Source organism: Hymenobacter mucosus (genome assembly GCF_900188255.1).
Lineage (GTDB): Bacteria > Bacteroidota > Bacteroidia > Cytophagales > Hymenobacteraceae > Hymenobacter > Hymenobacter mucosus.
Map to the genome: position 1 here is coordinate 297,661 of NZ_FZNS01000002.1, position 20,300 is coordinate 317,960.

The following is a 20,300-nucleotide window of genomic DNA, read 5'->3' on the forward strand; positions in this document are numbered from 1 at the left end:
CAGTGAATCGTCCCAATCTGTGGTCGGAACGGAAAGAAATCCTGTTCGAAGACAATCACCTGCTCGTTATTAACAAACCCGCTGGCTTACTCGTGCAGGGCGATGCTACGGGTGATGAGCCCCTATCGGCCAAGGCAGAAGAGTATCTACGCTTCAAGTACAAAAAGCCCGGTGCAGCCTTCGTAGGTGTTGCACATCGCATTGACCGGCCCGTGAGTGGTATTGTGATCCTGGCGAAAACCAGCAAAGCTCTGAGCAGGCTGAATGAAATGTTTCGCGACAACAAGATTCACAAAACCTATTGGGCCCTCACCGGGAAGTGTCCTGAGCCTACCAGCGGCCACCTTACCCACTGGCTGGTAAAAGACCCCATCCGGAATACCACTAAGGCGTATACCGAGCGCCACGGCCAAGGCCTGAAGTCCGACTTGGACTATACAGTGTTGGGGCAAGCCGGCAATCGATGGCTGCTACAAGTAAATCCTATCACGGGCCGCCCCCACCAAATTAGAGTGCAGTTGAGTACCGGTCTTGGAACTCCTATAGTGGGCGATGTGAAGTATGGATTCTTGGCTCCGCTACCAGATGTAAGCATTGCACTGCATGCTCGTCAGTTAGAATTGCAGCACCCCGTTACGAAGGAGGAGATGGTGTTTATAGCTCCAGTGCCTGATATCGCGCACTGGGAGGCTGCGCAAGCCTACTATTCTAAGTAGGGTCTATAGCACAAGCCGCTTTCATCTTAGTGAGCTTGTCTTGATGCCGGAACAGCTACTATATCCTGATTAGGCTAACAACATTTTGGCCTTTTAATCAGGTAAATTGCACTCCGTATGGGAGTGGCTGTAATTTTGTAAAACGGCAACTGAACTTATGCAGCTCTTTCGTGCTTTAGCGCGAGAAGACCTGAGCCGTTTCTGACTCTGGTTTAACCTTTTTGGCCCATGGCGATACTCTTTTTCTTCGTAGCGCACTACTACCTGTCGCTCTTCACGCAGACGTTCTATCTGCACCGGTACGCAGCTCACAAGATGTTCACGATGAACAAATTCTGGGAGAAGTTCTTCTTCCTGTTCACCTACATCTGCCAGGGCTCGTCGTTCCTTTCGCCACGGGCTTACGCATTGCTCCACCGTATGCACCACGCCTACTCCGATACGGAGATGGACCCCCACTCACCCCACTTCTCTTCGAATGCCTTTTCGATGATGTGGAAAACGAAGAACATCTATAACGATGTACTGAACCGTAACTACGCCGCGGCAGAGCGTTTTGAAGGCGATTACCCCGAGTGGAACGCAATTGAAAACTTTGGCGATAAGTGGTACTCACGCATTGGTTGGGGTGCACTCTATGTTCTGTTCTATGTGGAGTTTGCTACGGCTTGGTGGCAGTTTCTATTGCTGCCCATTCACTTCCTGATGGGCCCTATTCATGGCGCTATTGTGAACTGGAGCGGCCACAAATACGGCTATCAGAACTTTGACAATCACGACAAGTCCAAGAATACGCTGGCCTTGGATTTTCTGGCCTTTGGCGAATTGTTCCAGAACAACCACCACAAGCTACCTATGCGCGTTAACTTTGGTGTGAAGTGGTGGGAGTTTGACCCTACTTATATGTTTATCTGGGGTCTTGATAAAGCTCGGATTATCAAAATCAAGCGTAAAGTGCCCGTGCCAGCCCAGATGGCGGCATAGCTTAGCTGCGGCAATACCACGAGAAAGGCTGCTCCAGGCATGGGGCAGCCTTTTCTTGTTACATCCAGTTGGCCCAGAAGCTTACCTGTATTAGCTGACATGCACTGCTATTACTATAGAATACCCTAGTAGCTTCTACTTCTTCTTAGCTAGAAGCTACTAGGGTATTCTGAGGATTGAAGGCCAGCGTCGATGGTCATGAAACAGAGCTTACGCATTTTGTAATGGCCTTGTGGTGATATACACAATGACAAGTATTTTTCCTTACCTTTGCACCTCATTTTCAACCAGACGCACGAGATGCGTCGCTTAACCAAACCGGTTTATGGCAGTTAAAATCCGCCTCGCCCGTCGCGGCCGCAAAAAGGCCGCTCAGTTCGACATCGTTGTTGCTGACTCCCGCTCACCCCGCGACGGCCGCTTCATCGAGAAAATCGGTACCTACAATCCTCAAACCAACCCTGCTACCATCAACTTTGATGGCGACAAGGCATTTGAGTGGATCATGAAAGGTGCCCAGCCCACCGATACGGTGCGCGCTATGCTTTCCTACCGTGGTGTGCTGTACCGCAAGCACCTGCAACTTGGCGTGATCAAAGGCGCTATTTCGCAGGACGTTGCTGACGAGCGCTTCACCGCTTGGAAAGAGCAGAAAGATGCGAAGATTGAGGGCAAGCGCGCAAACATTGGCACCGCCAAAGACGAGGCTCGTAAGTCGCAGCTAGCTGCTGAAACGAAAGTAAAAGAGGCTCGTGCTGAAGCACTGCGTCAGAAGCAAGCTGCAGCGTTGGCTGCTGCTGCTCCCGCCGCTGCTGAAGGCGAAGCAACCGAAGCTACGGCTGAAACCACGGAAGAAGCCGGCGCTTAATTTTAGGTAATACGGCAGAAGGTGATGAGGTAACGAAGGAGCCCGCTGGCGCAACTTGCTGGTTTCCCTGTTCCACCTCATCACCTTCGCACGTTCCTTCCTCTCCTTTTTCCTATGACGCTCGACGATTGCTACCAAATGGGCTCCCTCGGGAAGCCCCACGGCCTCAAAGGCTTCGTGGTGGCCTTCTTCGATGTAGACAACCTCGACGACTATCGCAAGCTCCCTTCGGTTCTATTGGAAATGCCCTCGGCTCCTGGCAAGCTAGTACCTTACGGGGTAGAAAAGCTACAGCCCCAAACCGATAACCGGGTACTTCTAAAGCTAAAGGGAATAGACCGCGTAGAAGATGCCGAGCCTTTGCGCAACGCAAAGTTATGGCGTGCTTTGGCGGACCTACCTACGCTGGAAGAAGACCAGTTCTACTTCCATGATGTAATTGGGTACACCGTAATTGATGAGCAGCTAGGACAGTTGGGTACCGTAGAAACGTTCTACGAGCTTCCCCAGCAGGATGTGTTAGCCATGAGCTACAAGGGCCAGGAAGTCTTGATTCCGGTAGTTGATGAGCTCATCTTACATGCGGATGATGCCCAGCGGCAGTTGCACGTACGCTTGCCCGAAGGATTGCTGGACGTGTACCTGACGCCTGCTTCACGAGACCGGGATGAACCTGACGAGTTCGACGAGCCGTCTTAGTTATAAGTCATCCTGCCGTCATGCGTATCGACATTGTCACGTGCCAGCCTGATTTGCTAGGTAGTCCTTTTGCCCACTCCATTGTAAAGCGTGCGCAAGACAAGGGACTAGCTGAGATTCACTTGCACGATCTGCGCCGTTACGCCATCAACAAGCACGGCCAGATTGATGACTATGTCTTTGGTGGTGGCGCGGGAATGGTATTGCGAGTAGAGCCTATAGCAGCTTGTTTTGATGAGCTACTAGCTGAGCGAACATATGAGGCGGTTATTTACATGACTCCCGATGGTGAGACGCTCCGGCAACCACTTGTGAACCGGCTGTCGTTGGTAGGCAACCTGCTTATTCTATGTGGGCACTACAAAGGTGTCGATGAACGAATTCGCACGGCGTACATCACGCACGAAATCAGCGTTGGCGACTATGTATTGAGTGGCGGTGAACTAGGGGCGGCCATTTTGGTGGACGCCGTAGTGCGTTTGCTACCCGGCGTATTAGGAAACGAGGAATCAGCCTTGAGCGACTCCTTTCAGGACAACCTTCTGGCCCCACCCGTGTATACTCGCCCAGCCGAGTGGCGGGGTCTGGAAGTACCGGAAATTTTGCTTTCGGGCAACACGCCCAAAATTGACGTCTGGCGTCACGACCAGGCGGTAGAACGGACCCGGCAACGGCGTCCGGACCTGTTAGGTGATTAAATGTGTAGCTTCTGGAGCTAGTTTATTTTGCAGGATAGCTGTTGTGCTACCCAAACAATACGCTTGTTTCACAGCTACATACACTATGTCACTTAGCTACTTGTAATCTTCAAATCAGAGCGCTATATTTGCGCCTCTTTACCAGAAACCCTTCGGGCGGCGCGGCCGTCCCTTACAGTTTTTTCCAGCCATGAGCGTACTACTCGATTTTATTCAGCAGGAATCCCAGGAGCGCCGCGCCAGCTTCCCAAAATTCGCCGCCGGTGATACCATCAACGTCCACGTGAAAATCCGCGAGGGCAATAAGGAGCGTATCCAGCAGTTCCAAGGCGTAGTAATTCAGCGCAAGAACACTAACTCGAACGGCGAGACGTTCACCGTACGTAAGATTTCTAACCAGATCGGTACCGAGCGTATCTTCCCTCTCCTGTCGCCTAACATCGACAAGATTGAAGTAATCCGTCGTGGTAAAGTACGTCGTGCTCGTCTGTTCTACCTGCGCGGTCTGTCGGGCAAAGCTGCTCGTATTAAGGAGCGTCGCTTAAACGTAGTTGAGAAAGTTACTGCATAAGCATAGCTGCTTATGCATACAACAAGACCCGGCTTTCAGAAGAAGCCGGGTCTTGTGTTTTCTGTGATATGCTGAGTAATACCCTCCTAAGCAGGCCCTAGCAAAAAACTGCTAGGGCCTGTTTGCTTGCATAATTATTTGCTCGCGGAGCTTTGTCCCAAATCTTGCTCAGGAGTATTCTCAGCTTGCGGATGGCGCACTTGCTTAGCAGCAGCGCTTAGAGCTTCGCCCAACTTGGTTACCCGCTCAGCCGTGTTAGGGTTTTCGGCAAATACCGCTGCTTTGGACGTATTGGTGCCCAAGCGACCTAGTAGCTGTCCAACGAGTTCGTTGTCAATAGAACCACCATTGAAGTGCGCTTTCAGAGCTTGCAGGTCCGTTACAATCTGGTGCAGCTCGGGGTTGCTAGCATCCTTTACGTCCTCAATCCAGCGCTGTAGGTGGTTGTCGAGGCCAGAGCGGGTAGATTCTTCTAGCAGGTCGCTAGTCAGGATTTTCACGGCACCATCGAGGTGGTTCTGGTGCTGAGTATCGTCTTTAGGCTGTTTGTGGAAAGACATAGGAAAGTCAAGTGTTGAGGTGAGAAACTGTGGTTGTGCAAACGGGCGGGTGTCCGCAAAGGTTATCCAACAAGTATCCGCTGCCAACATCTTACTTTCGTTGCCTATTCGCCCACCTCTACTTACTTTCTATGAAAACAGCTATTCTTACCGCATGGCTTGCGCTTATGTCTATCTCGGCTATGGCTCAAGCAGGGCTACCCGCTGGCAGGTGGCAGCAAGAGGTGAACTACTCTATTGACGTAACCCTTAACGACCAGCAGCATACCCTAACGGGGCAGGAGGAGCTTACGTACACAAACCGCTCTCCCGAAACCCTCCCCTATTTGTGGTTTCATCTCTGGCCTAATGCTTACCGCGACAATAGCACGGCCTTTGCGCGCCAGCAATTGCGGAATGGAAGCCGAGAGTTTCACTTTGCCACGGCAGAACAACGCGGGTTTATCGACAATCTCGATTTCAAGGTGAATGGCCAACCAGCCTACCTTGAATACGATGCCACAAGCCCTGACATGGCTAAGCTGGTGCTCCCCCAGCCTCTGACACCAGGTACCAGTATCACCATCACAACTCCTTTCCGAGTAAAGATTCCTGATTCCTTTTCTCGGTTTGGCCACGTAGACCAGAGCTACCAGATTACGCAGTGGTACCCCAAGCCCGCCGTGTTCGATCAGAAGGGCTGGCACCAGATGCCCTACTTAGACCAGGGGGAATTTTATTCTGAGTTTGGCTCCTTCGACGTCCGTATCACCTTACCTGCTAACTATACAGTCGGGGCTACGGGCGTACTGCAAAACCCAGATGAACAGCAGCGCCTCGACCAATTAGCAGCCGCCACTGCCCTGAAGAAAACCGACAAAGATTTTGGGGAGGACCTATCCTTTCCTGCTTCGGTGGCAGAAAGCAAAACCCTGCGCTACGTGCAAGACCGAGTGCATGACTTCGCCTGGTTTGCCGACAAGCGTTTTAACGTGCTTAAGAGTGGCATGACGCTACCCTCGGGCCGGCAAGTGACCTCCTGGGTCATGTTCACGAACAAAGAGGCTGAGAAGTGGATTAAAGGCTTGCAAGACGTCAATGACGCGTTGACATACTATTCTCAGTGGGTAGGCGAATACCCTTATGCTTCTGCTACTGCGGTAGATGGGGCATTGAGTGCTGGTAGCGGCATGGAATACCCCATGGTTACCGTGACTATGCCCTCCGCAATTGTGCACGAAGTAGGCCACAACTGGTTTTATGGCATTCTAGCCTCTAATGAGCGTGACTACCCCTGGATGGACGAGGGAGTCAACTCTTACATAGAGAACCGGATAGAGAAGCGCGACAATCCGAATGCGGGCCAGTTTGAGGGACTCACCAAATCACCACAGCTGGCGAGCCTCCTCGGTATAGATGGCTTGCCGCCTGCCGCACTAGAGCAAATTCCATATCAGGCCCTGGCTAGCCGTGGGCTTGATCAGCCAGTGAGTGGCCCTACCTCCGCGGAATACAGCAGCCTCAACTATAACTTTGTTGTGTATAGCAAAACTGCTTCATTGCTACGGTATCTGGCAGCTTATGTGGAGCAGGAGAAGTTTGATGAGGCCATGCACGCCTATTACCAGCGCTGGCAGTTTCGGCACCCTTACCCTGCCGACATGCAGGCAGTGTTTGAGGAAGTAACGGGCCAACCCCTGGGGTGGTTTTTTAAGCAAATGCTCACCGCCCAAACTCGCTACGCCGCAGCCGTGTCGGATCTGCTGGTGGAGGGGCAACTGGTGAAGGTGCTGATTCGCAATGACTCGCAGGCTCCCTTTGCCGTACCCGTTGCTACGCTTGATGCGCAAGGCAAGGTCCTTGAAACTCAATGGACTCCGGTGTTTGGGGCGAGCGAGGACGACGAAACCGATGAGGTGCAACTAAACTTTCGTCGTGAAGGTGTTGCTAGTGTCGTTATCGACCCAGCCTACCTGACGCCCCAGCTCAACCGCCGCGATGACCGCATGAGCATTGAAGGTGCTTTCCGTACCTGGGAACCCTTGCGGCTGCGCCCACTAGGGAGCGTGGAGCGCTGGGACCGGAATACGATTAGCTGGCTGCCCGTAATGGGTGCCAACACCTCCGACAAGTTTATGCTGGGTGCTGCTTTTTATAACAATGCCCTAGCGCCCAAGCGCCTCAACTTCTTGGCCATGCCCATGTATAGCTTCAACCAAAAAGAGGTGAACGGCATTGGCAAACTGAGTTTAAACGTACTACCCGGCGCCTTAGGCCGCCAACTGACAACTAGTGTGCTTGTTCAGCATTTTGAGCGGTATCGTAAGATTGAACCGAGCATAACTCTGCTGTTGCCCCACGCTGCCTTCACAGGTCCACAGCACCTTATCCGACTTGCAACTACCGATGTGCGCGACCAGGACCAGGACCGCACCAGCAACATTCAAACGCTGGAATACCAAGTGCAACATGGTAATGCCATGCAGCGTTGGGCAGCTCACGTAGAACTCAATCGCCTCACGCCAAATTCCTCCGACGACAACCCATCCAGCGAGGCGACTCTGCTGCGTGCTACGGCCACCTACGCGCGGTATTACTCACCCAAGAAGCAAGTACGCGTGCGGTTGTTTGGTGGGCGATTTTTGCAATCGGGGTATTCGGAGTTTTTCTTAGGACTAAGCGGCAGCCCCGACTACCGCCGTCAGACTGCCTTCCTTGACCGCCAGCAAATTTCGGATGCTTTCACGGCTCAAACGCACCAAACAGACGACCGAGACGGTGCTTTTAAGGGCTTCGTGCCCGCGCGTAGTCAGCGGTGGCTGAGCACTCTAAATTTGGAGGCTGACTTACCGGTAACCCGACTCGCCATTTTTGCGGACCTGGGCGCAACGAAGGAATTTACAACGCTGTACGCCAACCGGGGCACCCAACGGCTGTATTACGATGCGGGCTTAGTTGTACCGGTGGCCGGTAAATTTCTGCGCTTTTACCTCCCCGTGGTTGGTTCTCAGTACCAGGACGGCTTACCGACCAGTCGCAAAGATTTCACCGACCGGATTCGTTTCGTGCTGAATCTAGACCAACTCAACCCTTTTAAGCTTCTTGACGACCAGCTAGCTCAGTAGTTTCCTATGCGCGTTCCAGCATTGCTTACGTGTGGTGCGGCTATATTAAGCAGTCTTTCTGCCTGCCGCACCGACTACGCACACCTACCTACATTTTCTACTGATCGTAAGCTCCTGCAGGTAGTAGTGGTGGCCCCCGCTGGCACCAACCACGAGCAGCGCTACGACGCCGATAAGAAGGAATTTGTACCTATGCAGCTTGCTGGTGCTGATCACTTGTTGGAGTTTCTCCCGTTCCCGGGCAACTATGGGTTCATTCCTAGTACGCGACTACCCACCTCTACCACGCGTCCCGGTAACCCGCCGCTAGCCGCACTAGTGCTGGCGGAAAGCGAGCCCGCGGGCACTGTCATGGAAGTATTACCAGTTGCCTTACTCCTGTTAGATGTCAACGGCGAATTAGAGCAGGTAGTCGTGTCAGTGCCGGCTCGTCCGGCCCAGCAAATTTTACCCCACGCAACCGACTGGTCTTCCCTTCGGCGTCGCTACCCCGCCGTGCGCCAGTCCCTAAACTTATGGTTTCAGAACCGGAGCCGACCGGGCAGCACCCGCATAGTGGGGTGGAAGGATGAGCAAGCCGCCGCGCAACAAATCAAGAACTTAATGGATTAGGCAGAGTTGGCGGTTAACTAACTGTGGTATGGCCTTGAGGTGATGTTATACAGTTACGGAACATTCGCTTATCTCATGCACTTTGCTTTATGCTCACGCCAACTTCAGTACGTAACCTTACACTTCGCAAGTAGTGCGCAAACAAAGAGCCCTACCGATAATACCGGCAGGGCTCTTTGTTTACTGTATAGATTATAATAGATATAGATAAGTACTATTCGATTTTGTTCATCCGCTCCTTCACAGCTTCGAGAGCTACGCGCATGTTTACAATGTCGGCGCGGGCAGCTTCCTGCTCTTTCAGGTTCATATCAACCATGTTGTTGTACTGCAGCAATTCAGCGGCGTTTTTGGCCAGTTCTTGCTGAATTTCAGCCTTACGCGTCTTGTTCTTCTCGATGTCCTTCTTAATCATGTCAGCCTTTTGAATAACTGCCATGTGGTTGTTCTGCGACGACACCAGTGCTTTTTCAGCTTCAGCAACCTGGATAGCCAAGTCTTCGCGGTAGAGAGTCCGAGCAAAGTCTTTTAAGTAAGCCTCAGCCGCTTTCCACTGCACGGGAGTAGCTTCCTTACCCAAGTAAGCATTGCCCAAGTCAATCGACCACCATACAGTAGTACCCGTTGGTACGGCATCTACCTTGCTGATAACACGTACAGGGGTTTTGGCAATTGACTCGATAACGACACCATCCATCTGGTATACGCCCTTGTCAACTTTCACCTTGTTGCCGAATTGGGAATCAAGTTGCTTTTTCCAGGAATCTTCTACCCGCTTGCTATCTAGCTGCACGGAAACCCGCTGTCCTTTACGTGGAATGCCCTTCACGGCCATTTCCGTTTCGTCTACGGGCGACTTCTGCGCGTAGCTAGTCACCGACAGTACAAATACCAGCAGCAGAGAGAGGAGTACGCCTCGTTTCATAGGTATGGATTGAGTTGAAAAGAAATGAATTGCAGGATGTTATAAGGGTCCAACCAGTAGGATCCGACTCATCAAATTTAAATATACTCCAAGGATCTTGGCGTACCCCAGATTGTTTTTTTTGAAGAATCGCTACTTTTGTTTGATAATTCATATACCATATTATTTAACTGCCAAAAACATCTATTCAATGCATATATATTATTGTTATAATACAAGAGCCTTTTGCCTAGTTTTCCTGTATAAGGTTGAACAAAAGCACCTTCAACCAAGTTGTCTCCGCCTATGCAAGTCACCGTCTGTCGCAAAGAGCACTTCAACGCCGCGCATCGCCTCCACAACCCTGAGTGGAGCGATGAACAGAACCAGCGGGTGTTTGGCAAATGCAATAACCCTCACTATCACGGACATAACTACGAGCTCATCGTACGATTAACGGGTGAGATAGACCCCCGTACTGGCTACGTGTATGACATGAAGATTTTAAGTGACCTCATGAAGCGCGAGATTCTGGATACCTTTGACCATAGGAATCTGAACTTGGATACAGAGGAATTCCGGAACCTCAATCCAACGGCTGAAAACATTGCTGTTGTGATTTGGAACCGCTTGCGTCCCCATTTAGAGGAGCACCTAACATTGTCGGTCACGTTGTATGAGACCGAACGCAATTTTGTAGAATACCATGGCTAACTCCGAGCCCGCTGCTTCAGCTGCGGACAGTACTACTCCCGCTGCCGACGCCCATCTGGACAGTGCCTTGCGCACACCTCTTCGCCCTGATGCTTTTGCGCAGAGCGACGATGAGAAGATTACCGCTATTGCCGAACACTTCCGAGAAATCATGCAGATCCTGGGGCTGGACCTCACGGACGACAGTTTGAGTGGAACACCCCGACGCGTAGCTAAGATGTATGTGCAGGAATGGTTTCGGGGCCTAGACCCCGCACACCGCCCCGATGTGAAGCTATTCGACAACCGTTACCAGTATAACAACATACTAGTAGAGCGGGACATCACCCTGTTTTCGTGTTGTGAGCATCACTTTGTGCCTATCATTGGCAAAGCTCACGTGGCTTATTTGCCAGGGGAGCATGTGGTGGGCCTCAGCAAACTTAACCGTGTGGTACAGTACTACGCTCGGCGGCCCCAGGTACAAGAGCGCCTGACGCGCCAAATTGCCGAGGAGCTTAAGCTAGCTCTGCACACGGAGGATGTTGCTGTGCTTATTGAGGCCGACCATCTGTGCGTTATGAGCCGCGGTGTGAATGACACCAGCAGTGGCACGCTCACGGCTGAATACGGCGGTGCTTTCGGCCGAGACGAAGCATTGCGCCGGGAATTCCTGCGCCTGATTGGAAAATAACTAGTTTATATAGGATTTCAGTTGCAGGTTTCACGTTCCCTAGTAGCTTGCAAGCCTATACTGACACCCTAACATCGGCACCTGGAAATTCATTACTATCGAATGTCGCGCAAAGTCCTTATTACTGGTGGTACCGGCATGATTGGTACCCGCTTAGCGGAGATGCTTATTGACGGCGGCTATGAAGTAGCCTTGCTAAGCCGCCAACCCGGCAACTCACGATACCGTGGCTTCCGCTGGGACCCACTGGCGGGTACTATCGACGAGGCGGCGGTTCGCTACGCCGATTACATCATCAATCTGGCGGGTAGCAGCGTATCGGATGGAAAGTGGACTCAGGATAAGAAACGGGAGATTCTCTCAAGCCGGTTGGCGGGTACCAAACTAGTTGCCCGGGAGCTGGCGAAGGGCGGACACCACGTAGAGGCGTTTATTTCTGCCTCAGCCATTGGCATCTATGGCGACCAGGACGACCGAATTGTAAACGAGGAAACGCCACCGGCCGCCAACGATTTTCTGGCCCAAGTGTGCCAACAGTGGGAAGAAGCGGCACTCAGCGTGGAGCAGGAGGGCATTCGCACGGCCATTTTTCGGATTGGCTTGGTCTTGAGTCCCGATGGCGGAGCGCTGGTACCGCTGGCTCGTACGGTAAAGATGATGGCCGGTGCTCCGCTGGGCTCCGGCCGCCAGTACATGTCCTGGATTCATCTCGACGATCTATGCCGCCTGCTTATTGAGGCCCTAGAAGAGCCCCAATGGCAGGGAGTATTCAATGCCGTAGCACCCAACCCCGTTACGAACAAGGACTTTACCGAAACGCTGGCCAGCGTGCTGCACCGTCCACTGGTGCTTCCCAAGGTGCCTGAATTTGGTTTGAAGCTGGTGATGGGCGAAATGAGCGAGCTTGTACTAGCTAGCCAGCGCGTCAGTGCCGAGAAGATCCTGAAACACGGCTTTGTTTTTGAGTTTCCGCACCTAAAGCCTGCGTTAGAGTCTTTTTATAGTAGCGAGGAATAACCACTATCGGCTAGGTTTCCCCTGTTGCTAACCCGCCCTTGGATACCTCACTGTAAGATAAAATGCTGTACTAGAAAGGCCGCCTTCCTAACCAATTTAGGGGGCGGCCTTTGCTGTTCAGATAGGGATATGGTGCTTACCCGCCTAAACTATCAGGAATAGGCACGGTGCCGTTATTTAGGTTCTCCAACAGATTATCAACTACAATCGTATCCACGGCTTCCACGCGTCGGCGGCGGGGTTCAGACGGTGAAATGCAGTTGTACTTCTTCGTGATTTTAACGGTAGGCTGCGGAAATGGCCCCATGGTAATATCCAAATCCGGGTCTTGATACAGCTTCTCCATATACGTACCATAGATAGGTAGCGCTGTGCGGCCGCCCTCCCCTTGCTGGGAGTTAAGAAAGTGAATGCTGCGGTCCTCGCCGCCTACCCACACCCCAGTCACGAAGTCCTTGGAAACCCCCATGTACCAGCCATCGGAGTAGTTGCTGGTGGTGCCCGTCTTACCGCCTATCTGGTTGTTTTTCTTCCATAGTTCGTAGTCCCATAGTGCCTGGGACGTGCCACCGGGCTCCTCCATACCACCGCGTAGCATGTAGAGCATCAGCCAGGCCGTTTCGGCCGAAATCACGCGCTTCTGCTGCGGATCAAACTGCTTGATGACGTTGCCGTTGCGGTCCTCAATACGAGTAATCAGCATCGGTTCGGGCCGGAAGCCTTGATTGACGAAGGTGCTGTATGCATTCACCATCTCGTACACACTTACATCGCCCCCCGAGCCCAAACCGATACTGGGTACTGCCAGCAGTTTGCTCCGAATGCCCACCTTATTGGCATACTTAGCTACATTGTCCCACCCTACCTTCTCGGTGAGCTGGGCCGTGACAGAGTTAACGGAACGGGCCATGGCATGGCGCAACGTCATGTTGGTGCCCGTGTACTCCCGCGTTACGTTATCGGGCTTCCACTCCATCGGCTGCCCGTTCTCAACGTAGTTGATGGTTACGCGCTCATCCCGAATCCGGTCGCAGGGAGAGTAGCCATTGTCGAGGGCCGTAAGGTACACGAAGGGTTTGAAGGTGGAGCCCGCTTGGCGCTTGCCTTGCTTCACGTGGTCGTACTGGAAGAAGCGGTAGTTGAGGCCACCTACCCAGGCCTTGATTTGGCCAGTGAAAGGATCCATTGTCATCATACCGGCGTGCAGAAAGTGCTTGTAGTACGCCAGCGAATCGAGCGGTGACATAAGCAGTGTAGTGTCGCCGTCGCCTTTCCAAGTGAACACCTTTACAGGCTGTTTCCGATTCAAAGCCTCTTCCAGCAAGTCGGGGCGCCCCTCGTACTGCGCGGCTAGCGCCTTATACTGTTCGGTGCGCTTCATTTGCGTTTCAATGAAATCAGGAATTTCATTGCCCTTTTCATCAACCCACGGATTTTGGTCCCGGTTGCGCCAGAAGTTGTCAAAGGAACGCTGCAGGGTTTTCATTTTCTTCTGCACTGCCTCCTCGGCGTACTGCTGCATGCGCGAATCGATAGTCGTGTAAATGCGAAGGCCGTCGCGGTACATGTCGTAGCCATTTTGCCGGCACCACTCATTCACCCGCTGGCTCACGGCCCCACGGAAGTAGTTCTCTGGGCCATCGACGTGCTTTTCTACCTGGTATTGCAGCACAATGGGCTTGGCTTGCTCTGCGGCGGCCTGGGCGGCCGTGAGGACGCCGGCTTGCGCCATGCGCGTAATAACCAAGTCACGACGCTTGCGGGCCGCTAGTGGGTGAAACTTCGGGTTGTAGGCGGTAGGGTTATTTAGCATCCCCACCAAGGTGGCCGCTTGCTCAATAGTCAGGCTATCGGGCGAGGTGCTATAGAAGGTTTTGGCAGCTACTTTAATGCCATAGGCCTGGGAGCCATATTCTACCGTGTTGAAGTACAGACGCAGGATTTCGTCCTTGGTGTAGCGGCGCTCTAGCTCTACGGCCGTCAGCCACTCCTTGGTCTTGCTGATAATGGTGCCTACCAGGGGCAGATGGCCCAGCAGGCCAATGTTTTCCTTGCGGCGCGTTTTGTAGAGGTTCTTGGCTAGCTGCTGGGTGATGGTAGAACCTCCCCCCCCACTACCTCCGGTAGCAGCACCAGCCACAGCGCGGGCAATGGCCTTAGGATCAATGCCAGAATGGTCCTGATAGCGCACATCTTCCGTGGAAATAAGTGCTTTAATCAGCCAGGGCGACATCTTATTGAGCGGCACCGGCGAGCGGTTTTCGCGGAAGTAGCGCCCAATCAGGATTCCATCGGCCGTATACACCTCCGAGGGCTGCTCTACTTTCGGATTTTCCAGTTCCTCCAAGCTCGGCGACTTGCCAAACAGGAACAGGAAGTTCATACTTACCAGAATGGGGTAGAGCAGGAATACACCAACGCCTACGACGAACATTCCCCAGAATGTTCGCGAGAGGATGTTGGGCCAATTCCGTGCGGGGCGGGTGGAAAGGTCGGTCTTTGGAGAGTCGGGAGCGGACATTCAGGGCGCGTTGAGGCAAACAGGGCCCACCGGCCCAGCAACTGAGGCGCAAATATACCAGTTCGGCGCGGGCGGCAGATGAAAAGTCCCGCGTTTTAGCCAGTTAAGGCCCAAACTGAGGCAGCCCCCTGGGTAATGATAGCTACGCTATAGGCCCATAGTCTTGCAGTTTGGCTACGAATGAAGTGTACAGGTACTAGCAGAGCAGGTTTCCTCGCCACGGAGCCCAGGCCGAAATGTAGCTTAGACTAGCCCAAGAGATTATCGTTGCCGGGAGTAGGCTGTATGTTTGACTCGCGGCATTGCCCATTGGGCGGGTAAGTATTACCGATAATGTAAGATCATGCCAGCCACCAGCCTAAAAGTCCTGATGGCTTGGGACGTGTGCGGCCATAGCTCCTAGTGACTGAACACGCTCAACCTGCTTGCTGCTAGTGTCAGCATCTACCAAACCGCGGTGGTAGTATGGCCACAATTCGCCACGCAGTTGTCAGGATAGCGTTGGCCTGGTAGTGGCCCATAACTGCTCTGCATTCACCCAGCCGCTACCTAACAGCAGTAGGCCCAGCAGGCTGGCCACATGGAACGCTACGCAAGCCCAGAACACTAAATTTTGCTGCCAGCGAGGCGGATCGAGCAAGGAGCCCGGAGAGCTAGGCAGAGCCAGCGGCAACGTGCTCCAGCGCAGTACGCCCAAATTGGCAAGTGCCAGCACAACACCTAGTAGTAAGGGCTGAAACCAATAGCTCTGTAGGCGCTGCACTGCGGTGGCGTCGTCGTGGCCTAGGGCGTACCAGCTCGGAAACTGCTGCCACGTCCAGAGTAGCGCCAAGGCACCAATAAGTATTCCCAAGCTGCGTCCAACAGAGGGAAGATGGCTGGAAGAAGAAGATTGCATTAGGGGGCGGGAGTAGCGAAGGCAACGGGGGCAGCATTAGGCGTCCAGAGCAGCATCACGTGCAGGAGCGTCCAAAGCAATAAGCCAAGTAGTAAGGCAGTGCCTGGTAGCACGGCCCACCAATGGCGGCGGGTACGCTCGGGAGGCGTAGCGGCGAAGTCGCGCCAGGTAAGCAGAAACGCAAGGCTCGCTACGCAACCCACGCAGAACAAACCACCTGCTACCGTCAGCAGTAAGGGAAGGAAAGTCATGACTTTAAAACTTAGGAAGTGAAAAGAATATCACCAACTCGCTACCTCGGCTACTGGAAGTAGCGCGCTAAGCCACGCAAATGGGAGAAGCATACTGTTGCTCGCCCTTGCTAGAAACGTACCCGGGGGCTAAGCCGCGGGGAGTGAGCCGCAGTTGGTTGGCCAGTTAGTTGAGTATAGGCAGAGGCCTCGGCCCAGTTCCAGCTTTGCCACTGCCGATGAGTAGGGCCATATTCTACCAACCACTGAGCTACTCGCTCCTGCACCAGGCGGCGGGCTTCGGCGGGCTGCACGTGGTTTTCGTGGTAGCCATCGGGGCTAGTCACGGCAATGCTGTTCATGCCATCCAGAATGGCTTGGCGTGCGGCCAGCTCCGGCAAAACGCGCGGCGGCATGGTCAACAGAAAGTCGAGGTCTACTTGGCGGAAGCGGGGCTGCAGGTTGTACCGCACCATCCATACTTCCCAGTTGCCGGCGGCCAGCAGAAGCAGCACGACGTAGGAGGCCCAGCCATTGAGGCGCACTAGGGAGTAAGCCGAGCGACGCTGCCAGACCTTCAGAAGTATAGTGCCCAGCCCAAACAGCGTTAGGAGCAGGAAGCCATACACCCCAATACGCTTGTAGGCCAGCCCGGAATAGAGAATGTAGTAGTAGTTACGTAGCCCTACCGATATCACCAGCACCGCATTCTGCACTACCCACACGGTAGCGCCCCAGCGCAGGGCGGACAAACCACGACCGTAGAAATTGAGGTTACGGCGGAAAAACCATAGCATGATGCCCATGGCTACCAGAATGCTCAAAATGAGCACGTAGGTACCCTCATGCACAAATTGAGTTAGGTCTAAGCTAGGGCCGGGGGTAAATCCAAACCAGATCCAGCTAATATCAATGGCGTTTACGGCCAGCAGCAGTAGGTTCACTAGCCCAAACACAGCCAGTGCAGCCAGGTACTCCTTACGCAAATCCAGTGTGCGGAAGGTGCGCCGACTGAAATCGGGCTGGCGTACACCAAACGAAGCTACCCGATTGCGCTGCCGCCGTACAAATTCCCCGAACCGCGATTCACTATCCGCAAAGAAGTGGAAGGGCACTACTACCAACGCCCCAATAGTAACGGACAGCCCTACCAGGAAAAACAGCAGGTGAGGCACCGAAATACCAGATAGCAACCACGTCAGCCAGTCGCCCAACTGAGCTAGCACCTTGCTACTGAGTTGGCTGTACACTGGGTTAGCCATGCTGAACAATATATGGAATACAAACAAAACCACTAGCGGCAGTACCAGCAGGCGGGCATAAAACCGAACGCGCCCACCCCAAGGGCTGCTACTCGTGCGCGATATGTGAAGGATGTGCAATAGCCCTGATAGTACCGCGGGGACAACGCGCAGCAGATTTCCCAGCGCCGTAAGCAGGGCGTAGGCCACCAGTTTCAGGTGAGGTTGGTTGCGGTAGCCCAGCCAGATAGTAAGCGACGCCACGCAGGCCAGTTTGGCCGCTCCAGACGCGTACCACACCACCAAGCCAGCACTTAGCAGAGTACCCAACAAGGTAGCCCGGAAGGTAGTGGAGCGCCACTGCGGAGCGTGCGCAGGCAGCCCCACCAGCGTGCCAACGACCACGAATAGCGTGTAAAGCGCTACGTTCAGCCCTACATTCTGATTCCAGAATAGAACATCGAAACCGATAGCGCCCAACGACAGCAGCAACTTTTGTAGCGCCGTGAGAGGTAGCCGCAGGGGTATAACCCGCGCCGAGGAAGCGCCGGGCAAAACTGGGGTAGCAAGCGTAGACATATCGTTACTTATTTTTTGAAAAGAACTTTGTATTTCAAAGTTTAAGGACAAAAAAAATTACACGGCGCCGCGCAGCAATTTTTCCAGGGCCGTTAGGTGCTCCTGAAACGCCTTTTTTCCGTCGGTAGAGGCGGCGTAGGTTGTATTGGGCTTTTTCCCCACAAACTGCTTACTGACTTGCACATAGCCAGCCTTTTCCAGGGCCGACACGTGGCTGGCTAAGTTGCCATCGGTTAGGTCAAGTGCTTCTTTCAGCTCGTTGAAGCTTACCGACTCGTTTGCCATGAGCACAGCCATCACGCCCAACCGTACCCGATTGTCGAAAGCTTTGTTTAGCGTGTGGATGTTGTGTTTCACAAGTAGTAGCGCCAGCAGTACACCAGCGAATTATTGAACAGTGCTACGTAGAGAGGAACGCAAGGGCTACCCCTCCTGCCGCTCGTAGCGGTTGTACATCAGCAGGCCGTAGAGAATGTGCCCCAGACCAAACCCAAGTGCAAAGAACGCCAACCCAAAGCCAGGCAGCAACACTGCTGCTAATCCTAGTCCTATCTGCGTGAGTCCCAGCCACCGAATTTCATCGAGGGTGTATTTGCTGGCATTGAGTAGAGCGAGACCGTAGAACACCAGCAGGCCTGGTACTACCAAACTCACTGCTCCCCGCGTGAACAAGGCGAGGCAGAACAACCCTCCCGTTATCAACGGAATGGCCATGCTGATGGCAAGCCGCCGACCTAAGGCACTCCATACGGGCAGACCAGCCCGCCGAGCCCGGCGCACGGTAAAGAAAGTAGCCACGGCCAGTGCTGCTCCAATCATGAGGGCGGCCAGCAGTAGCAGGTAGGGGAGCACTAACCAGCGCTCCTCCTCCGTGCTTTGCAACAGACGTAAGAAGCCGGCGCTACCATACTCCCGACGCAGAAACCAATGCCCGGCCCCGGCCCCCGCCAAGGCGACTACCCCGGCCCCCACCCCGGAAAGGCCACTCAGAGAAATAAAGCGGGAAGACCGCTCCATGATGGCGCGAATCTCGGTGAGTTGAGCGAGTGGATCGGTAGCGGGCTTCATAACATTAAAAGCACTTTGTATTGCAAAGCACAGTGATTTAAAGTTTTTTTCCAAGCCTTGGACGCTAATTTTTTAATGAGTCGCCCTCATTTACCTCACTAGCCAAAGGATTTTACTTGTGGCGTTGCCCAGGGTGCCTCTCGTTATTTCCAGCCCGTGGGCTACTGGCGTCAGCCTACTAAAAGCAAGTAGATGGCTGTAACTGAGCCAGAACTGGCCCCCTTTCTCAGTTCGGGAAAATGTTGGTTCAAAATAGCTCGCCAATTCCCATAAAAGCACCGTTTCTAGCTAATCCAACGGGTTTTTACCCCCCGTATATGGGTCCATACTTCCAACTCTACTTTCCACCAATCAGTACTACTCCATGTTACAATCTTACTCCTCAATTCCTTCTACTTTAATTCGCACTATCCTTCTATGGGCCTTTAGCAATGTAGGCGGCACTCTATGGCTGCTCGTTGATTTCTCGCTCGACCGCCTCAACGACTACCCCATTGCTTTACTAGCGGGCCTGGTAGGGGCCATGGCATCGTTGGCTATCATTCCACTGGTAGTGCCGTTCTTTACCATTATGAGCCGCTGCTGCTCCGACTGGCCCCGCCGGACCCTGGCTCTGCTAGGCGTGGTTTTGTTTTTCTTGGTGGCGAACTACCTATTGCTACTGTTGCTTCCCATTGATTCCTTGACAAGCTTGCTCGAAATGTCGTTGCCGTACCTAGGTGCCGCGCTGCTCGCAGTGCTATGGTTGTATGGTCCCGCTCAGCGCAATGTGCCCGCGGTTAGCTAACCTGTGGCAGCCTTAGCCACCATTTCCGCGTATGGCGAGGTGTGAAACTCCGCCTCCACCTATTCGAGTTTGAAGACCTGCCCTGGTTTCCGCGTGTTATCCGGGCAGGCATGATGGATTATTTGCGCTTCATGATTTCAAGCTTGGGCATTTACCAGCCTATTGTGCCCTTGCTACGCAACGCCCTTGAGCAAACCAGCCAAGCTTCCATGCTTGAGCTCTGCGCCGGCGCGGGCGGAGGAACCGAGGGGGTTGTGCGCACCCTCCAAACTACTGGCTTGCCCGCAGCCCAAGTAACCCTTACTGATTTATACCCCCAGCCCGCAGCGTGGCAGCTCTTGGCTTCCCGCACTCCAGGCCTGTATTTCGCGGCAATGTCCGTAGATGCCACGGCGGTACCAGCCCATTTGGGCGGTTTCCGGACGGTATTCTCCGCATTCCACCATTTCGCACCGCCTACGGCCACAGCTTTGCTCACCGATGCCGTGCGGCAGCGGGCCGGTATTGGGGTATTTGAGGGCGCGGGCAAGCACTGGGCGGAAATTCTGTTGGCCCTGACGGTGCTGCCCGTGGCACAACTGCTTATTACGCCATTTATTCGGCCTTTTCGCCTTAGCCGGCTGGTGTTTACGTACGTGGTACCGCTTATTCCACTGTTTACCATCTGGGATGGGTGCGTCTCCATTCTGCGCATGTATGCGCCCGAGCAACTGCTAGCCTTAGCTCACCGCGCCGACCCACAGGACACATTTATTTGGCAAGCAGGCAAGGTGCGGCATTGGTGGGGCCCTGAGGTGACGTACCTGATTGGCCTTCCTCGCAACCTAGGCGCGTAAGCCTGGCTAGGCTCACTGCC

At 53.6% G+C, this 20,300-nt stretch carries 21 protein-coding genes; 13 read left to right on the forward strand and 8 right to left on the reverse strand.

The window, feature by feature from the left end:
- Positions 1–2: 2 nt before the first annotated feature.
- The 6 genes from CHB83_RS05195 (at position 3) to rplS (ending at position 4,536) form a co-directional block, all read left to right on the forward strand.
- Positions 3–716, forward strand: coding sequence for an RluA family pseudouridine synthase (locus tag CHB83_RS05195; RefSeq protein ID WP_089331910.1), 714 nt, complete (start codon positions 3–5; stop codon positions 714–716).
- Between the two features lie 228 nt (positions 717–944).
- Positions 945–1,700 (forward strand): acyl-CoA desaturase, encoded by a 756-nt coding sequence (locus CHB83_RS05200; RefSeq protein ID WP_045687235.1) that lies wholly within the window; start codon positions 945–947, stop codon positions 1,698–1,700.
- A gap of 325 nt (positions 1,701–2,025) precedes the next feature.
- The gene (locus CHB83_RS05205; RefSeq protein WP_089331911.1) at positions 2,026–2,568 is read left to right on the forward strand and encodes a 30S ribosomal protein S16; all 543 of its coding nucleotides are present in this window, start codon (positions 2,026–2,028) and stop codon (positions 2,566–2,568) included.
- Between the two features lie 114 nt (positions 2,569–2,682).
- Positions 2,683–3,267 carry a ribosome maturation factor RimM gene (rimM, locus tag CHB83_RS05210; RefSeq protein WP_089331912.1) on the forward strand — a complete coding sequence of 195 codons (585 nt, stop codon included), beginning with the start codon at positions 2,683–2,685 and terminating at the stop codon, positions 3,265–3,267.
- A 20-nt stretch (positions 3,268–3,287) separates the two neighbouring features.
- On the forward strand, positions 3,288–3,965 hold the full coding sequence (trmD, locus tag CHB83_RS05215) for a tRNA (guanosine(37)-N1)-methyltransferase TrmD (protein ID WP_089331913.1): 678 nt from the start codon (positions 3,288–3,290) through the stop codon (positions 3,963–3,965).
- A 190-nt stretch (positions 3,966–4,155) separates the two neighbouring features.
- The gene (rplS, locus tag CHB83_RS05220) at positions 4,156–4,536 is read left to right on the forward strand and encodes a 50S ribosomal protein L19 (RefSeq protein WP_045687231.1); all 381 of its coding nucleotides are present in this window, start codon (positions 4,156–4,158) and stop codon (positions 4,534–4,536) included.
- A gap of 134 nt (positions 4,537–4,670) precedes the next feature.
- Here rplS and CHB83_RS05225 read toward each other — a convergent pair whose 3' ends face one another.
- Positions 4,671–5,096 carry a hypothetical protein gene (locus CHB83_RS05225; RefSeq protein ID WP_045687230.1) on the reverse strand — a complete coding sequence of 142 codons (426 nt, stop codon included), beginning with the start codon at positions 5,094–5,096 and terminating at the stop codon, positions 4,671–4,673.
- A gap of 131 nt (positions 5,097–5,227) precedes the next feature.
- Between CHB83_RS05225 and CHB83_RS05230 the strand changes: the two genes are divergently transcribed.
- Together CHB83_RS05230 and CHB83_RS05235 are read left to right on the forward strand one after the other, a co-directional pair.
- Positions 5,228–8,200, forward strand: a complete 2,973-nt coding sequence (locus tag CHB83_RS05230; protein WP_143437006.1) for a M1 family metallopeptidase — start codon at positions 5,228–5,230, stop codon at positions 8,198–8,200.
- A gap of 6 nt (positions 8,201–8,206) precedes the next feature.
- Complete coding sequence (locus CHB83_RS05235) at positions 8,207–8,812, forward strand: inorganic diphosphatase (protein ID WP_089331915.1); 606 nt, start codon at positions 8,207–8,209, stop codon at positions 8,810–8,812.
- Between the two features lie 214 nt (positions 8,813–9,026).
- On the opposite strand, the gene CHB83_RS05240 is transcribed toward CHB83_RS05235, so the two are convergent.
- Entirely contained in the window at positions 9,027–9,737 is a 711-nt protein-coding gene (locus CHB83_RS05240) for a hypothetical protein (RefSeq protein ID WP_045687226.1), read from the reverse strand.
- Between the two features lie 285 nt (positions 9,738–10,022).
- On the opposite strand from CHB83_RS05240, the gene CHB83_RS05245 reads away from it, so the two are divergent.
- The 3 genes from CHB83_RS05245 (at position 10,023) to CHB83_RS05255 (ending at position 12,120) form a co-directional block, all read left to right on the forward strand.
- A complete protein-coding gene (locus tag CHB83_RS05245) occupies positions 10,023–10,430 on the forward strand; it encodes a 6-pyruvoyl trahydropterin synthase family protein (protein ID WP_089331916.1) in 408 nt (135 codons plus the stop codon).
- A complete protein-coding gene (gene folE, locus CHB83_RS05250; RefSeq protein WP_089331917.1) occupies positions 10,423–11,103 on the forward strand; it encodes a GTP cyclohydrolase I FolE in 681 nt (226 codons plus the stop codon). The genes CHB83_RS05245 and folE overlap by 8 nt, the downstream gene beginning before the upstream one ends.
- A gap of 102 nt (positions 11,104–11,205) precedes the next feature.
- A complete protein-coding gene (locus tag CHB83_RS05255; RefSeq protein WP_089331918.1) occupies positions 11,206–12,120 on the forward strand; it encodes a TIGR01777 family oxidoreductase in 915 nt (304 codons plus the stop codon).
- Positions 12,121–12,256: 136 nt separating this feature from the next.
- Here the strand turns inward: CHB83_RS05255 and CHB83_RS05260 are convergent, their stop codons facing one another.
- The 6 genes from CHB83_RS05260 to CHB83_RS05285 form a co-directional block, all read right to left on the reverse strand.
- Positions 12,257–14,641 (reverse strand): transglycosylase domain-containing protein, encoded by a 2,385-nt coding sequence (locus CHB83_RS05260; protein WP_245855287.1) that lies wholly within the window; start codon positions 14,639–14,641, stop codon positions 12,257–12,259.
- Positions 14,642–15,131: 490 nt separating this feature from the next.
- Positions 15,132–15,539: a hypothetical protein gene (locus CHB83_RS05265; RefSeq protein ID WP_143437008.1), complete on the reverse strand. Its 408-nt coding sequence runs from the start codon at positions 15,537–15,539 to the stop codon at positions 15,132–15,134.
- Positions 15,539–15,790, reverse strand: a complete 252-nt coding sequence (locus CHB83_RS05270; protein ID WP_089331921.1) for a hypothetical protein — start codon at positions 15,788–15,790, stop codon at positions 15,539–15,541. The genes CHB83_RS05265 and CHB83_RS05270 overlap by 1 nt, the downstream gene beginning before the upstream one ends.
- 110 nt (positions 15,791–15,900) lie before the next feature.
- Positions 15,901–17,589 (reverse strand): DUF4153 domain-containing protein, encoded by a 1,689-nt coding sequence (locus CHB83_RS05275; RefSeq protein ID WP_089331922.1) that lies wholly within the window; start codon positions 17,587–17,589, stop codon positions 15,901–15,903.
- Between the two features lie 57 nt (positions 17,590–17,646).
- Positions 17,647–17,946, reverse strand: coding sequence for a winged helix-turn-helix domain-containing protein (locus CHB83_RS05280; RefSeq protein ID WP_045687218.1), 300 nt, complete (start codon positions 17,944–17,946; stop codon positions 17,647–17,649).
- A 66-nt stretch (positions 17,947–18,012) separates the two neighbouring features.
- Positions 18,013–18,657, reverse strand: coding sequence for a hypothetical protein (locus tag CHB83_RS05285; protein ID WP_089331923.1), 645 nt, complete (start codon positions 18,655–18,657; stop codon positions 18,013–18,015).
- Positions 18,658–19,021: 364 nt separating this feature from the next.
- Between CHB83_RS05285 and CHB83_RS05290 the strand changes: the two genes are divergently transcribed.
- The gene (locus CHB83_RS05290) at positions 19,022–19,444 is read left to right on the forward strand and encodes a hypothetical protein (protein ID WP_045690026.1); all 423 of its coding nucleotides are present in this window, start codon (positions 19,022–19,024) and stop codon (positions 19,442–19,444) included.
- A 41-nt stretch (positions 19,445–19,485) separates the two neighbouring features.
- Positions 19,486–20,280 (forward strand): hypothetical protein, encoded by a 795-nt coding sequence (locus CHB83_RS05295; protein ID WP_089331924.1) that lies wholly within the window; start codon positions 19,486–19,488, stop codon positions 20,278–20,280.
- Positions 20,281–20,300: the final 20 nt, after the last annotated feature.

Coding starts and splice junctions, on each gene's coding strand:
- CHB83_RS05200 (WP_045687235.1), top strand. CDS start 945: ATGGCGATACTCTTTTTCTTCGTAGCGCACTACTACCTGTCGCTCTTC.
- CHB83_RS05205 (WP_089331911.1), top strand. CDS start 2,026: ATGGCAGTTAAAATCCGCCTCGCCCGTCGCGGCCGCAAAAAGGCCGCT.
- rimM (WP_089331912.1), top strand. CDS start 2,683: ATGACGCTCGACGATTGCTACCAAATGGGCTCCCTCGGGAAGCCCCAC.
- trmD (WP_089331913.1), top strand. CDS start 3,288: ATGCGTATCGACATTGTCACGTGCCAGCCTGATTTGCTAGGTAGTCCT.
- rplS (WP_045687231.1), top strand. CDS start 4,156: ATGAGCGTACTACTCGATTTTATTCAGCAGGAATCCCAGGAGCGCCGC.
- CHB83_RS05225 (WP_045687230.1), bottom strand. CDS start 5,096: ATGTCTTTCCACAAACAGCCTAAAGACGATACTCAGCACCAGAACCAC.
- CHB83_RS05230 (WP_143437006.1), top strand. CDS start 5,228: ATGAAAACAGCTATTCTTACCGCATGGCTTGCGCTTATGTCTATCTCG.
- CHB83_RS05235 (WP_089331915.1), top strand. CDS start 8,207: ATGCGCGTTCCAGCATTGCTTACGTGTGGTGCGGCTATATTAAGCAGT.
- CHB83_RS05240 (WP_045687226.1), bottom strand. CDS start 9,737: ATGAAACGAGGCGTACTCCTCTCTCTGCTGCTGGTATTTGTACTGTCG.
- CHB83_RS05245 (WP_089331916.1), top strand. CDS start 10,023: ATGCAAGTCACCGTCTGTCGCAAAGAGCACTTCAACGCCGCGCATCGC.
- folE (WP_089331917.1), top strand. CDS start 10,423: ATGGCTAACTCCGAGCCCGCTGCTTCAGCTGCGGACAGTACTACTCCC.
- CHB83_RS05255 (WP_089331918.1), top strand. CDS start 11,206: ATGTCGCGCAAAGTCCTTATTACTGGTGGTACCGGCATGATTGGTACC.
- CHB83_RS05260 (WP_245855287.1), bottom strand. CDS start 14,641: ATGTCCGCTCCCGACTCTCCAAAGACCGACCTTTCCACCCGCCCCGCA.
- CHB83_RS05265 (WP_143437008.1), bottom strand. CDS start 15,539: ATGCAATCTTCTTCTTCCAGCCATCTTCCCTCTGTTGGACGCAGCTTG.
- CHB83_RS05270 (WP_089331921.1), bottom strand. CDS start 15,790: ATGACTTTCCTTCCCTTACTGCTGACGGTAGCAGGTGGTTTGTTCTGC.
- CHB83_RS05275 (WP_089331922.1), bottom strand. CDS start 17,589: ATGTCTACGCTTGCTACCCCAGTTTTGCCCGGCGCTTCCTCGGCGCGG.
- CHB83_RS05285 (WP_089331923.1), bottom strand. CDS start 18,657: ATGAAGCCCGCTACCGATCCACTCGCTCAACTCACCGAGATTCGCGCC.
- CHB83_RS05290 (WP_045690026.1), top strand. CDS start 19,022: ATGTTACAATCTTACTCCTCAATTCCTTCTACTTTAATTCGCACTATC.